Annotated in this window: 9 protein-coding genes; all 9 read right to left on the reverse strand. The window is 59.7% G+C overall.

All coding sequences use genetic code 11. The features are described from left to right. Positions 1 to 51: 51 nt before the first annotated feature. On the reverse strand, positions 52 to 3372 hold the full coding sequence (locus tag V5F23_RS24245; RefSeq protein ID WP_338496842.1) for a glycosyltransferase: 3321 nt from the start codon (positions 3370 to 3372) through the stop codon (positions 52 to 54). Beyond that, positions 3369 to 5150: an ATP-binding cassette domain-containing protein gene (locus V5F23_RS24250; protein WP_052497353.1), complete on the reverse strand. Its 1782-nt coding sequence runs from the start codon at positions 5148 to 5150 to the stop codon at positions 3369 to 3371. Before V5F23_RS24250 ends, V5F23_RS24245 begins: the two co-directional genes overlap by 4 nt. Further along, the gene (locus V5F23_RS24255) at positions 5143 to 5925 is read right to left on the reverse strand and encodes an ABC transporter permease (protein WP_038859231.1); all 783 of its coding nucleotides are present in this window, start codon (positions 5923 to 5925) and stop codon (positions 5143 to 5145) included. Before V5F23_RS24255 ends, V5F23_RS24250 begins: the two co-directional genes overlap by 8 nt. Then, entirely contained in the window at positions 5922 to 7007 is a 1086-nt protein-coding gene (gene wecB / locus V5F23_RS24260; RefSeq protein ID WP_042728449.1) for a UDP-N-acetylglucosamine 2-epimerase (non-hydrolyzing), read from the reverse strand. Before wecB ends, V5F23_RS24255 begins: the two co-directional genes overlap by 4 nt. After that, on the reverse strand, positions 7004 to 8095 hold the full coding sequence (locus V5F23_RS24265; protein WP_042728450.1) for a DegT/DnrJ/EryC1/StrS family aminotransferase: 1092 nt from the start codon (positions 8093 to 8095) through the stop codon (positions 7004 to 7006). The genes wecB and V5F23_RS24265 overlap by 4 nt, the downstream gene beginning before the upstream one ends. Continuing rightward, a complete protein-coding gene (gene wbpD, locus V5F23_RS24270; protein WP_047736321.1) occupies positions 8092 to 8676 on the reverse strand; it encodes a UDP-2-acetamido-3-amino-2,3-dideoxy-D-glucuronate N-acetyltransferase in 585 nt (194 codons plus the stop codon). Before wbpD ends, V5F23_RS24265 begins: the two co-directional genes overlap by 4 nt. Before the next feature lie 101 nt (positions 8677 to 8777). Continuing rightward, positions 8778 to 9725, reverse strand: a complete 948-nt coding sequence (locus V5F23_RS24275) for a Gfo/Idh/MocA family oxidoreductase (protein ID WP_042728452.1) — start codon at positions 9723 to 9725, stop codon at positions 8778 to 8780. A 98-nt stretch (positions 9726 to 9823) separates the two neighbouring features. Beyond that, positions 9824 to 11134, reverse strand: a complete 1311-nt coding sequence (gene wbpA / locus V5F23_RS24280) for a UDP-N-acetyl-D-glucosamine 6-dehydrogenase (RefSeq protein WP_042728453.1) — start codon at positions 11132 to 11134, stop codon at positions 9824 to 9826. Between the two features lie 255 nt (positions 11135 to 11389). Then, positions 11390 to 12724, reverse strand: coding sequence for a DEAD/DEAH box helicase (locus tag V5F23_RS24285; protein ID WP_123579659.1), 1335 nt, complete (start codon positions 12722 to 12724; stop codon positions 11390 to 11392). Between the last annotated feature and the right edge of the window lie 28 nt (positions 12725 to 12752).

The following is a 12752-nucleotide window of genomic DNA, read 5'->3' on the forward strand; positions in this document are numbered from 1 at the left end:
AACGAAAGCATCCCTGTTGAATTATTTGTAAGTCAGCACGCTGATAGGCACCTAGCGCTTGCGGTTTTCCATCGAGGCCGAGTACACGTTCGCGATTTCCTGGGCAATGCTGGCGCTGGAGAACTTCAGCTCCGTCACTTTCCGGATGACCCGACTGTTGAAGGTTTCCCGTTGGCGAGCCATCGTCAGCATCCCCTGGGTCAACTCATCAACGCTCATCCCCACGACATGCCCCAGCTGTGAATGCGAAACGATCTCGGCAGGGCCGCCGCAGCGAGTGGTGAGCACCGGCCTGCCGCAACTCATGGCTTCGATCGCCACCACGCCAAACGTCTCGCTTTCACTGGAGATCACCAGGAAATCGCATTCACGGTAGTAATCGACCAATTGCGTGCGGCTGGCGCGTCCGGAGAACTCCACGGCGTGCCCGATGCCAAAGCTGTCCACCAGGGCTTGGGCGTCCTCGAGTCCTTCCCCGCTGCCCGCCAGGCGCAGGCGCAGGCGCGGTTCCGACTGGAGCGCTACGGCGAAGGCTTCCAGCAGTACCGGGACTCGCTTGACGGGCACGAAGTGACCGACCCACAACAAATGGATCAATTCGTCGCGCGTGACCGCTTGTTCGCCAAACAGCTCGGTATCGACCAGGTTGGCGATCACTTGCGTATGGACACCCGCCTTGAGCTTGACCTCCCGACGCATGTCCGAGAGCAACGCCGAACTGACCGCGATCACCTTGTCAGCCGCGTTCAGGGCCTTTTGCGTCATGCGGCGCAAGTAGCGCGTACGGGTCAAGGTCGTGAAAGGTCCGGTGTGTTCGGTAATGACCAACGGTACGTTCAGCTTGCTGGCCAGGCGGCGACCAGCGGTGCCGTCGGTGTAGGCGGTGTGGGCATGGATCAGTTCGAAATCGAAGTCTGCCCGCAACCACTCGGCCTGGCGTAGCAACCCATGGGAGTAAGTCGTGGCATGGGCCTGGAAAGGCAGCAGTGAACTGACGATATAGGGGAAGCGGATCAGCGGCACGCCTTCATGCTCCTCCCAGCCACTGATTTTCTGGGCCCGGTAGATATTCAGCGCACGCCTGATCGCCTTGGGGTTGACGGTGTTGATCCAGAACGGCTCGCCGCTGACCACGCGGGCGTCGATGCCCTGGGCCCTGAGGGCCTTGACCTGCTCATGGACAAAAATCCCGCCAACCATGTTGTATTCGCGAGGATACATATGCGACAGCACCAGGACCTTGCGTGGCTGGTTCACCTCCCTGTGCAGGCCTTCCCCCAGGCGGATATGCAACGCATCGACCAACATCTGGTATTCGGTTTTCTCCTCCACCAGGCCGTTGATGGTCATGCCCAGGCTCTTGACCTTGGCCTCCAGCATTTCACGCTGGCTTTCCAGGCGCTCGGACAAGTCATTCAAGTGCTGCGTAACACGGTGTTTTTCTGCCAATTCGTGAGAACGCGCCGAAACTTCCATGTTCAGACTTTCCAACTCCAGGCTCAACGTGGTTTTTTCCAGCGCCAGAACTTCGATCCGCTCAACGGCGTTCTGGTATTCAAGCGCGATGATCTGTGCCTGATTGACTTGCGACTCAAGCGCTTCGATCGTCATGGTCAGGTCGTGCTGCCTGAGTTCGAGTTCGCTGTTTTTCTCGATCCAGTGTTCTTTTTGCAGCAGCGCCGAGTCATACAGGCCCTGCAGGCTCTTCAACTGCTGATCACGCGACTGGAGCTCACGCTCGAGGGCATCTCGCCGAGCTTCGAGTTCATTGGCAAGGTGGCTCAGTTGTTCAACCTTGAGCGTGAGTTGCTGAATCTCGAACCGATAGGCTTCACCGTGGTGCCGAGTCCCGTCGAGCTCGGCCTGCAGGTTCGCTATCTGCGAGCAAAGCCGTTCGTTCTCGCTCGCCAGCGCCTCGACACGAACTTCGCCGTTGCTGATCAGTACTTCCTGGGCCGAGGCCCTTTCGCTGAGTTGGGTGTAACGGTCTTCCAACTCGGCGCGCTTGTCCTCGAGTTCATTGGCCAGTGTGTTGACCCTGGCCATCGCCTGGGTCTGCTCGAGCAGCGCTCGTTCTTTTTCCTGAAGCTTGTCCTCAAGGGCCGAGCGCGTAATCTCCAACTGCTCGGTCAGGGCCGAGAACTTGCTTGCCTCTTCACGCATTTGAGCGACGCTGGGATCATCGCCCAGGCAACAGGCAATGATCTTGCGCTGATCGGCCTCCTCGAACGTCATCTGCAATTGCAAGTCGGCGCTGGGGTGAAGCATGCGCAGGATGCAGCCATGGGGACCGAACGGAACCGGGGCCAGCTGATAGGTCCCGGTCTCATTGTCCCGAGGGCAGCTGACGTAGCGCCCGCGAACGTGATCGTAAACCTCAACGGATTCCAGTTCGCCCACTTCCACCTGCACCGATTCGGGACGCCGGGGAACCGTGACTATGCCGTAATCGGCGTCGCTCTGGATACGGTAGACGCTGCGCGGATAATTGAACGGATTGTCCCGCAGGGCCAGACTGGACAATGCGAAACCCGATTCATCGAAGGATGCGTCACTATCGGGCGTGGCCCAGTGGCTTGTCGCCGCCGCGCCGCGCTCGAACAACACCAGAATTTCACTGGTGTCGGGCATCCTGCGCAGCCCTTGCGCCGACTGCATCGCCTGCAACGCCTCGAAACGGCGCTGCACCATCAGGGCGGAGCTCGACCGCTCCACGGGCCCGCGGCGGGTGGAGCAATGAGGGCAGATACCGTCCTCGAACGGGTAATCCAGGCCCGACAAGGCACGCGACGCCTCGACTATCTTGGGGTCTTCAAACGTCCACGACTCACCGGAAAACCGTACGTCCACCGCCGAGAATACCGGGGCGAACAGCGATATCGCGTCCTCCAGCGTATAGCTGCGCTGATGCAGATGGGCGTGATAACGCGTGCCACACGCCGGGCAGGTGATTTCGGCCGCCTCGAGCAGCTCGCGGTAAGGAACCGCCACCAGGATATAGCGTGCCGATACCCGGGCAATCTCGGCCAGGGCCTGAGCATAGATGGAGTCGGGCAAATGCTCGATCACATCGCTGGAAAGCGTCAGGTCAAAACTGCGGTCGCCAAACGGGATCGCACACAAGTCGGCCACCAGGGCGGGCGCTTGCACGCGCTTGACCGCAGCCTCACTGATATCGCAGCCCACTACGTCCCAGCGTGGCACCAGTCGATTGGTCACGGTACCGTTGCCACAACCGGCGTCGAGAATGGTGTTTACCGAATCGGGGATCAGTTCGATCAGATCCTCGGCAACGGCGACCTGCTCGGAAACCGCGTTGCGGCTCCACAGGTCGGCCTGGGCAAAATAACTGATCTCGGAACGCTTACTCATTCAACGGATTCCAGATTGACCCATTCCACCGGGTGCACGACCAAACCGCGCTCCATGCGCACATCCAAAGGCGCCGTCACACGAATGCGGTATTGACGATCATGGACGTCCAGCGGGTGTTCGCCGCTCGCCTGGCTCTCGGTCATGCCATCGAAAATACCCACGGAGATCACGTAGTCCCCCACGCCGACCATCAGCGGGTCGAACTGCGCCTTGACCAGCCCCGTGCGTCGGTCCCGCGTGGACGAAATGAACGGCGACACAACCTGCGCCACGCAGCGCCCGTCCATGCCATAGATGCAAATGATGAACGACATACAGGGGATATCGACCTTGGCACCCCATTTCACGTGGACGTAAAGTGGCTCGCCGAAAGAGAACACGCGCCGTGACTCTTGATGCCGATCCAGAAAGTCGACGCCGTCGATCCAGGCACTGCCTTCGCCGTATTCAAAATCGGACCGCTCGGCCACGGCCGGAGCATTGTCGGTCGCCGAAGGCACGAAGGAGCTGAGAGCAAAACGCTGGCTGATCATCTGCCCATTCTCGGCAGCCGGCTCCAACGTGCCGATGGTGATGTATTCCAAGCCATCGAATATCTGGCAGTAGACCGTTTCGCCCGCCCCCGTGCCGGTGTGCCGGATGGTCACGGCAAACTCACCCAGCTCGCCCAGCCCCAACGGGACCTTGATGCTGACGGGGGCATGCTTGTATTGCCCGCCACAGTCCTTGAACTCCCGGTAGCTGATCCCTTCGGAGGTCTTGCTTGGCGCCCCCCAGTTCATGTAGCCATGGGCGGTCAACAGGTGCAGCCGTTGGTTACGGTCATCGTCCAGGGCTTCTCCAACCAGCACGTTGTCGATGACTTCACCCTTGTGCTCGAGCGTCATCTCGAACACCGCCAGGGGAGTTGTCGGCGCATCGTCGGCAGCGGAGATGAAACGCAGCACCGACACGCGGTCGACTTCGGTGTCGGTCAGCAATTCACTGACATCCCCACGACTGAGCTTCAGGTTGATCGCCCTCAGGCGCAGCTCTTCCTGCTTGCGGATGGACGCCGCATAGGAGCGGCCGATCTCGATCGGGTCGCCATCGGCGACAATCCTGCCGCGTTCGACCCAAATGGCGCGATCACAGATCATCTGCACGGCGGACATATCGTGGGAAACGAACAAGACGGTAGAACCTTCCGCCGTCAAGGTACGCATCCGCTTGGCGGACTTGCCGGCAAAATACGAGTCACCGGCGCCAAGAATCTCATCGATGATGAGGATTTCCGGGCGTATGGCCGTGGCTGCCGCAAAGGCCAGTCGCGAGTACATGCCGGATGAATAAGTCTTTACCGGCTTATCGATGAATTCCTCGAGCTCAGCGAACTCCAGCACATCGTCAAGCAGTTTCCTGGCACGAGCCCCCGTCACACCCTGGTAGGCGAAAGACGACATGACGTTGGTGCGACCGGTGAACTCGGGGTGGAACCCCGTCCCCAGCTCCATCAACGCCTGGACTTTGCCACGTACCTTGACCGTGCCTTCGGTCGGCTGGATGAGCCCGGCGATCAGCTTGAGCATCGTACTCTTGCCGGCACCGTTGCGCCCCACCAGCCCCACGCGTTCCCCGGGCTTGATCGTCAACGACAGGTTGCGCACCGCCCAGAACTCGTCGTAGGTCGACCGGGCCACGGGAAAACCCAGCGCCTCAACCATACGATGGCGTGGCGAACGGAAAATCCGGTACATCTTGGCGATGGAGGCTAGTTCAATGATCGGCTCAGACATAATCGGCAAATAACGGCTTCAATCGCGAAAAGACAAATCCACCCAAGAAGAAAGTGGAGAACGAAATGACGGTGAAAATGGCCAGCAGCCCAGGCTTGATGACCCCGATGAACGCCGCATCCCGATACAGCATGATCAGGTAGTACAACGGGTTGGGGTACATGAAGGGAATGAGCTCCTTGGGGATCATTTCCTGCGTATAGGCGATAGGCGATACCAGCATCAGGAACAGGATAAGCACCGCGACCATCTGACTCAGGTCGGGAACGAACACATTGATCGCCGAGAGTATCCAGATCAGGCCCACCGTGAAGATGATCTGCAGCACCAATATCAAGGGGATCGCCAACTGCGTGGAATGGACGATGCCACGACTCCACAACACCATCAGCAACATCACCAGCCCCACCAGCATCGTCACGCTGCTGGCCAGGACGGTCTTGACGGGAATCAGGTCGATCGGGAACAGCGTGTTCTTGATCAGCCCCTTGTTGCCAAGTACCGATCCCACCCCGCTGCCCAGTGCCTCGGAAAAACCGAGAAAGGGCACCAGGCCACAAAATATCAGCAGCACGTAGTCGAAGGTGCCGAACTCCGCGACCCGTACACGATAGATCATCGTGTAGACCACGGCATACAGGCCGAGGAACAGCAACGGGTAGAGGAAGATCCACGCGACACCAAAGATCGTGCCGATGAAGCGGCTGCGTATATCGGTCAAGGTCGTCGCCCACAACACGTGGATGTGACGCCAGATGATTGAAATCGGATTCATGGCCGGGTGCTTTCCAGGATAGCGACGATGCGTGCGGCGGCGGTACCGTCGCCGTAGACATCTGCCTGGCCTTCAGGGATAGACCGGTTGGCCATTGCCGTTTTAATCGCATTGCGATTGGCACCGACCAACTGGTTGAAGCCCAGCTCGACAGTTTCGACCCATTCCGTTTCATCGCGCAGGGTGATGCACGGCACCCGGTAGAAATAGGCCTCTTTCTGCACGCCGCCCGAGTCGGTCAGGATCACGTTGGCCGCCTGCTCAAGGGCAACCATGTCCAGGAACGGCAACGGGTCTACCACCTTGATGGTGCTCAGGTGATGTTCCAATGCATGGGTCTTGAGCAGGTTGCGCGTACGTGGGTGCAGCGGCAGAACGACCGGCATCTGCGCGGCAATGTCGGCCAGAGCGGCCATGATTTCACCCAGGCGCTGAGGATCGTCGGTGTTTTCAGCACGATGGCATGTCGCCAGCGCAAAAGCCCCCTCCTTCAAGCCCAGCTGCGCCATGACCTGGCTTTGCGCCTTGGCGCGCTCGCGGTAGAACAGCGCCACGTCGTACATGACGTCGCCGACGTTGTGCACCCCTTCGCGGAGCCCTTCCTTGGCCAGGTTATCGACGGCCAGGGCCGTGGGGCACAGCAGCAGCGTCGACACCCGGTCGGACAGGATACGGTTGACCTCTTCCGGCATGCGCATATTGAACGAGCGCAACCCTGCCTCGACATGGGCGACGGGAATGTGCAGCTTCGCTGCCGCCAGCGCGCCCGCCAATGTCGAGTTGGTATCACCGTAGATCAACACCCAATCCGGTTTTTCCTCAAGGAGGATCTGCTCGATCCCTTCAAGCATCCGCCCCGTCATCACGCCATGGGTCCCACCGGACACTTCAAGGTTGTACTTGGGTGCCGGGATCTCCAGTTCGTCGAAGAAAACCTGGGACATGTTCGGGTCGTAATGCTGCCCGGTGTGCACCATGACTTCCACCAGGCGTTCCGGATGCTTGAGGATTTCCCGGGAAACCGCCGCGGCCTTGATGAATTGTGGACGAGCGCCAACGATGGTTACGATCTTGCAGGTCATACGCGAAGGCTCTCTTTCAAGGTGTCGACAATAAGGCGCTGGGAAGGCTCATCGAGGTAGGGGTGCATGGGCAGGCTCATGACGCGGGCGGCGATCGCATCGCCGACCGGCAGGTGTGCCTGCTCGTCCCGGACCGCGGGTTGGCGATTCAGGGGGATGGGATAATGCACGGCCGTAGGGATGCCGGCACTCGCCAGGTGTTTCTGGACAGCATCGCGCGAAGCCACTTGCACCGTGTACTGGGCCCAAGCACTCTGGCTGGTCGCCGCCACGAACGGAGCGGCGATGTCGGCCTGCTCCAGCAATCGGGCATAACGTTGCGCGACGTCCTCGCGCTGACGCAGCTCGGTCTCGAACACGTCCAGCTTGGGCAGCATGATCGCCGCCTGCAGCGTGTCCAACCGGCTGTTCACGCCGACGCGAACATGGTGGTAACGACGGTCCTGGCCATGCCGGGCAATCTGCCGCAGCACCTTGGCCAGGTTCTCATCGTTGGTGAACATCGCACCGCCATCGCCGTAGCAGCCCAAGGGCTTGCTCGGGAAAAAACTGGTGCAGCCAATGGTGCTCAGGTTGCAGGAGCGCTTGCCTTTATAAAGCCCGCCGAAGCTTTGCGCGCCATCCTCGATCACCGGGATGCCATGCCGGGCTGCGATGGCATTGATCGCGTCGAAGTCGGCGCACTGGCCGTACAGCGAGACCGGGATAATCGCTTTCGTTTTCGGCGTAATGGCCGCTTCCAGCAGCGCGGGATCCAGGTTGTAGGTCTTGGCGTCGACATCGACGTAGACCGGCTTCGCTCCGAGCAAGGCAACGGTCTCGGCCGTGGCGATATAGGAAAATCCCGGAGTGATGACCTCATCGCCCGGGCCAATGCCGAGCGCCATCTGCGCGATCTGCAGGGCATCGGTCCCATTGGCGACGCTGATGCAGTATTTGGCGCCGGTAAAGGCTGCCAGGCGCTCTTCAAGCTCATTCACTTCAGGGCCAAGGATGTATTGCCCATGGGCCATGACACGCTGGACAGCCGCGTCGATTTGCACCTTGATCAGCGCCTGCTGAGCCTTGAGGTCAATGAACTCGATCACTGCTTGTTCTCCTTTTTAAGCACATTCCCACTGAGCACATACGTGGCCCCGGAATGGGCGCACGGCGCAGAGCCTTCTCCGCTCAACGGCAAGTCCAGCTGCTCGCCGAACTCGCTCATCCAACCGATCTGCCGGGCAGGGACACCGACCATCAGGGCATAGGCGGGTACATCACGATTGATCACCGCACCGGCTCCCACGAAAGCGTAATCGCCGATGGTCACACCGCAGACAATCGTGCAGTTGGCTCCCAGCGTCGCGCCCTTCTTGATCAGGGTGTCGCGGTATTCGTTTTTTCGCTCAATGAGCGAACGGGGGTTGTAGACGTTGGTGAACACCATGCTCGGTCCACAAAAAACGCCCTCTTCAAGGGTGACGTTATCGTAGACGGAAACATTGTTCTGGATCTTGCAGTGGTCGCCGATCACCACCTTGTTTCCGACAAACACATTCTGGCCAAGCGAAACGCCGCGACCGATGCGCGCGCCACCGCAGACGTGGACAAAGTGCCAGATACGGGATTGCTCGCCGATCTGGGCGCCATCATCGATGATCGCACTGGGATGCTGGTAGTAGTTCACGTTTGAGTCCTGATGTACGTCATGGTACGCATATACAAAAACAGCGGGTTACCGCAATGCTGGCAACCTGCTGTTTCATGTTGCCACCATGTTCCCTGGGCTTACTTCAGCCCTGCTACGAACGGGTGACCTTCGCCTTCTTGGGCGCGAGTCGGGGTCAAGGTGCGAATGGTCTCCACCGTTTCAACACAGTGCCGCGCATCTTCGATGCCGTAGCCTTTGCCATCCAGGACCGCCTGGTAGCTGACCGTGTGCAGGTCGGTGAAGCCTTCGGAGAACTCGATTTCCTCGCCATCACACGTAATGGAGCGGTACGTCGGTTTCTTGCCCTTCACAGACGCCGGCAGGTCATCGGCGTCGATGGAAAGGAACCAACGCACACGGGCATTTTCGTATTCCAGATAGCCAGCCGCCTTGAAATCGTTGGCGTAGTGAACGACGTTACGCTGCAATTTGCCGAAGATGAAATGCAGCATGTCGTAGAAGTGCACACCAATGTTGGTGGCAACGCCGAACGACTTGCGAGGGTCGCCTTTCCAGCTTTCCATGTACCACCGGCCCCGGCTGGTGATGTAGGTCAGGTCGACCTCATGCTTGTGGGCGCGCTTTTCGACCTGGACCCGATTTTTCAGGTCGATGATGGCCTGGTGATGACGCAGTTGCAGGATGTTCCACAGGCGCTTGCCCGTCTCCCGCTCGGTCAGGCTCAGGTCGTCGAGCATGGCGGTGGTCGGCACCAGCGGCTTTTCGCAGATCACGTCGCAGCCCAGGCGCAGCCCCGCGGTGATATGCGGATGATGCAGGTAGTTGGGGGAGCAGATCGAAACGAAATCCAGCGCCGTGGCAGGATCGCGCTTGAGCCGCCAGGCGTAGTCATAAAAGCGCTCGAATTCTGTGAAGAACTCGCTTTGTGGCGACAGGCTATCGATGATCCCGACCGAATCATTGATGTCGTAGGCGCAGACCAACTCGTGACCGGTGTCTTTGATAGCGCGCATATGGCGCGGGGCGATATAGCCGGCAGCACCGATAAGAGCAAAACGTTTCATGGAAAGACCTCAAAAAAGGGGTATTGCCTCGAAGCGGGACCGGCAGGCGGGGCAAGCGCAAGCCCGCTTTCTGCTGGTCCGACCCTGTAGACCGGCTGTCAGGCCTTGATGATATGTGCCGCGGGCGTACGGTACTTGCCACGGCTGTCAACGATCAGGCGAGCGGCGTCCTTGATCAGCTCGTAGTCGAACTTCTCATGGTCTGTGGCGAGAATCACTGCGTCGAACGACGCCAGGTTATCCGCCGTGAGCGGCTCACTCGACAGCGTGAAATGGTGCTCACGCATCTTGGGGAATACCGGGACGTGCGGGTCGCTGTAGGCAACGACGGCGCCCTTGGCTTCGAGCAGCTCCATGATTTCGACCGATGGCGACTCGCGCATATCATCGACGTTCTTCTTGTAGGCAATCCCCAGGACCAGCACTCGGCTGCCTTTGAGGGCCTTGCCTTCGTTGTTCAATCCGTCCATCAACTTGCCGACCACATACTCCGGCATGGCCTGGTTGACTTCGCCGGAAAGCTCGATGAAGCGCGTATGCAGGCCATACTCGCGAGCCTTCCACGTCAGGTAGAACGGGTCGATCGGGATGCAATGGCCGCCCAACCCGGGCCCAGGATAATACGCGGTAAAACCGAAGGGCTTGGTGGCCGCGGCGTCAACCACTTCGAAGATGTCGATGCCCATGCGATCGGCCACGACCTTCATCTCGTTCACCAGACCGATGTTCACCGCGCGATGGATATTCTCCAGCAGCTTGGTCATCTCGGCGGCTTTGGTGGAACTGACCGTCACGACCTGGTCGATGGCCTGCTCGTAAAGGGCGATACCGACCTGGAGGCAGTTAGGTGTGTGGCCACCGATGACCTTGGGAATGGTACGGGTTTCAAAATCGGGATTGCCCGGGTCTTCTCGTTCGGGGGAGTAGACCAGGAAGATGTCTTCGCCAGTGACCAGGTTGCCTTCCTCGACGCGAGGCAGGAGCTCTTCCTCGGTGGTGCCCGGGTAAGTGGTGCTTTCCAGCGAAACCACCTGACCGGCGCGCAGATAAGGCTTGATGGCGTCGGTGGTGTTGATCACGAAGCTCATGTCCGGCTCGCGATATTTGTTCAGCGGCGTCGGCACGCACAGAATGAGCGCATCACATTCGCTGACCTTGCTGAAATCGCTCGTCGCCATGAAGCCCGTCGCCCGTGCTTGGGCGATATGGCTGCTGGCAATGTGCTCAATGTAGCTCTGGCCCGCATTGAGTTTGGCCACTTTATCGGTATCGATATCGATTCCCAGGACGCGGAAACCGATAGCGTTGTAGCGAAGCATCAACGGCAATCCGACGTAACCCAGGCCTACGATCCCGATTACCGCATCCTTACTCTTGAATTTAGCAATACTTGCTTCGACCACACCCATCTACCCAACCACTCCCAACAAAATGAAGAACTCCATATGTACGACATGTTACCAAGGCGTGGCCGCCTGCTCATAGGACAAATCCCGATCTTTGCAAAAGTCAGGAAAATTCCTACGATCTGGTCGCACACGATCAGCGCCGCGGTTCGCCCCTCAATGCGCGGGTGAACGGCGGCGGATCAAAGGTTTTCGGGGCGACGAACGGCAATAAAGGGTGGCCGTTTTTGCACTGAGGGGCGCAAATCGCCCGCACAGCTATTTTTTCTTGCGCGGCCCGGTGTTGAACACCGGCACTTTACGCACAGGTTTGACCGAAGGCTCCACCGGCGCCGCATCACCGCTGTCCACCCATTTGCCCAGGTTACGCTTGCCGCCACCGCCGGCGGTTTTCGGTTTCTTCGGCTTTTTCGGTTTCTTGATGACCTGGCCGCTGGCGTCGGTTTCCGGGACCCGGTGTTCCGGCTCGAAATCATGCTCCGTTTGCCGGGGCAGCGTCTGACGAGTCAGGGTTTCGATGGCTGACAGCAGATTCACTTCGTCGGCGCAGACCAGGGAAATCGCTTGCCCGGTCGAGCCCGCCCGACCGGTACGGCCAATGCGATGGATGTAGTCCTCGGCCACGATCGGCAGGTCGAAATTCACCACCAACGGCAAATCCTCGATATCCAGGCCCCGGGCGGCGACGTCGGTGGCGACCAGGATCTGCACCTCACCCACTTTGAAACGGTCCAGTGCACGCTGGCGCGTGGCCTGGGGTTTGTCGCCGTGGATACCATCGGCGTTGACGCCCAGGCCCTGGAGTTTTTCCACCAATGCATCGACCCCGTTACGGGTCTTGGCGAACACCAGCACCTGCTTCCACTTGTCCTTGCGCATCAGGTGCACGAACAGTTCCGGCTTGCGCTTCTTGTCCACCGTCACCACCCATTGCTTGACGGTGTTGGCAGCCACGTTGCGCGGGCTCACTTCGATGCTCAGTGGGTCGTTGAGCATCTGCTCGGCCAGCAAACGGATCGCGTCGGAAAAGGTCGCCGAGAACAGCAACGTCTGGCGCTTCTTCGGCAGCGCCCGGTAGATATTCGCCAATTCCTCGGAGAAGCCCAGGTCGAGCATGCGGTCGGCTTCGTCCAGCACCAGGGTTTGCAGCTGGTTGAACTTCAGCGCGTTCTGGCGGAACAGGTCGAGCAGGCGCCCCGGCGTGGCGACCAGCAGGTCGACGCCTTTGCGCAGCTTCATCATCTGCGGGTTGATGCTGACGCCGCCGTACACCGCATAGGTGCTCAACGGCAGGTTCTGCGCGTACTCACGCACACTTTCATGGACCTGCTCGGCCAGTTCGCGGGTCGGCACCAGGATCAGCGCCCGCACCGAGTTGGCCGCCACTTTCGGTCCTTCGGTGGTCAGCAACTGCAACAGCGGCACGGCGAAACCGGCGGTCTTGCCGGTGCCGGTCTGGGCCGCGGCCATCAGGTCACGACCGGCCAGCACCGCCGGCATGGCCTGGGCCTGCACCGGGGTCGGGGTCTGGTAGCCGAGCGTGTCGAGGGCGCGCAGCAAGGGTTCGATCAGGCCAAGGGAGGCGAAAGTCATGGAAATACCGTAGGAAAAGTCAGCGCAT

It is taken from the genome of Pseudomonas sp. WP18 (assembly GCF_036689585.1).
Classification (GTDB): domain Bacteria; phylum Pseudomonadota; class Gammaproteobacteria; order Pseudomonadales; family Pseudomonadaceae; genus Aquipseudomonas; species Aquipseudomonas chlororaphis_E.

Bases quoted from the DNA above. Each gene is read 5' to 3' on its own strand.
- V5F23_RS24245 (WP_338496842.1), bottom strand. From the start codon at position 3,372: ATGAGTAAGCGTTCCGAGATCAGTTATTTTGCCCAGGCCGACCTGTGG.
- V5F23_RS24250 (WP_052497353.1), bottom strand. From the start codon at position 5,150: ATGTCTGAGCCGATCATTGAACTAGCCTCCATCGCCAAGATGTACCGG.
- V5F23_RS24255 (WP_038859231.1), bottom strand. From the start codon at position 5,925: ATGAATCCGATTTCAATCATCTGGCGTCACATCCACGTGTTGTGGGCG.
- wecB (WP_042728449.1), bottom strand. From the start codon at position 7,007: ATGACCTGCAAGATCGTAACCATCGTTGGCGCTCGTCCACAATTCATC.
- V5F23_RS24275 (WP_042728452.1), bottom strand. From the start codon at position 9,725: ATGAAACGTTTTGCTCTTATCGGTGCTGCCGGCTATATCGCCCCGCGC.
- wbpA (WP_042728453.1), bottom strand. From the start codon at position 11,134: ATGGGTGTGGTCGAAGCAAGTATTGCTAAATTCAAGAGTAAGGATGCG.
- V5F23_RS24285 (WP_123579659.1), bottom strand. From the start codon at position 12,724: ATGACTTTCGCCTCCCTTGGCCTGATCGAACCCTTGCTGCGCGCCCTC.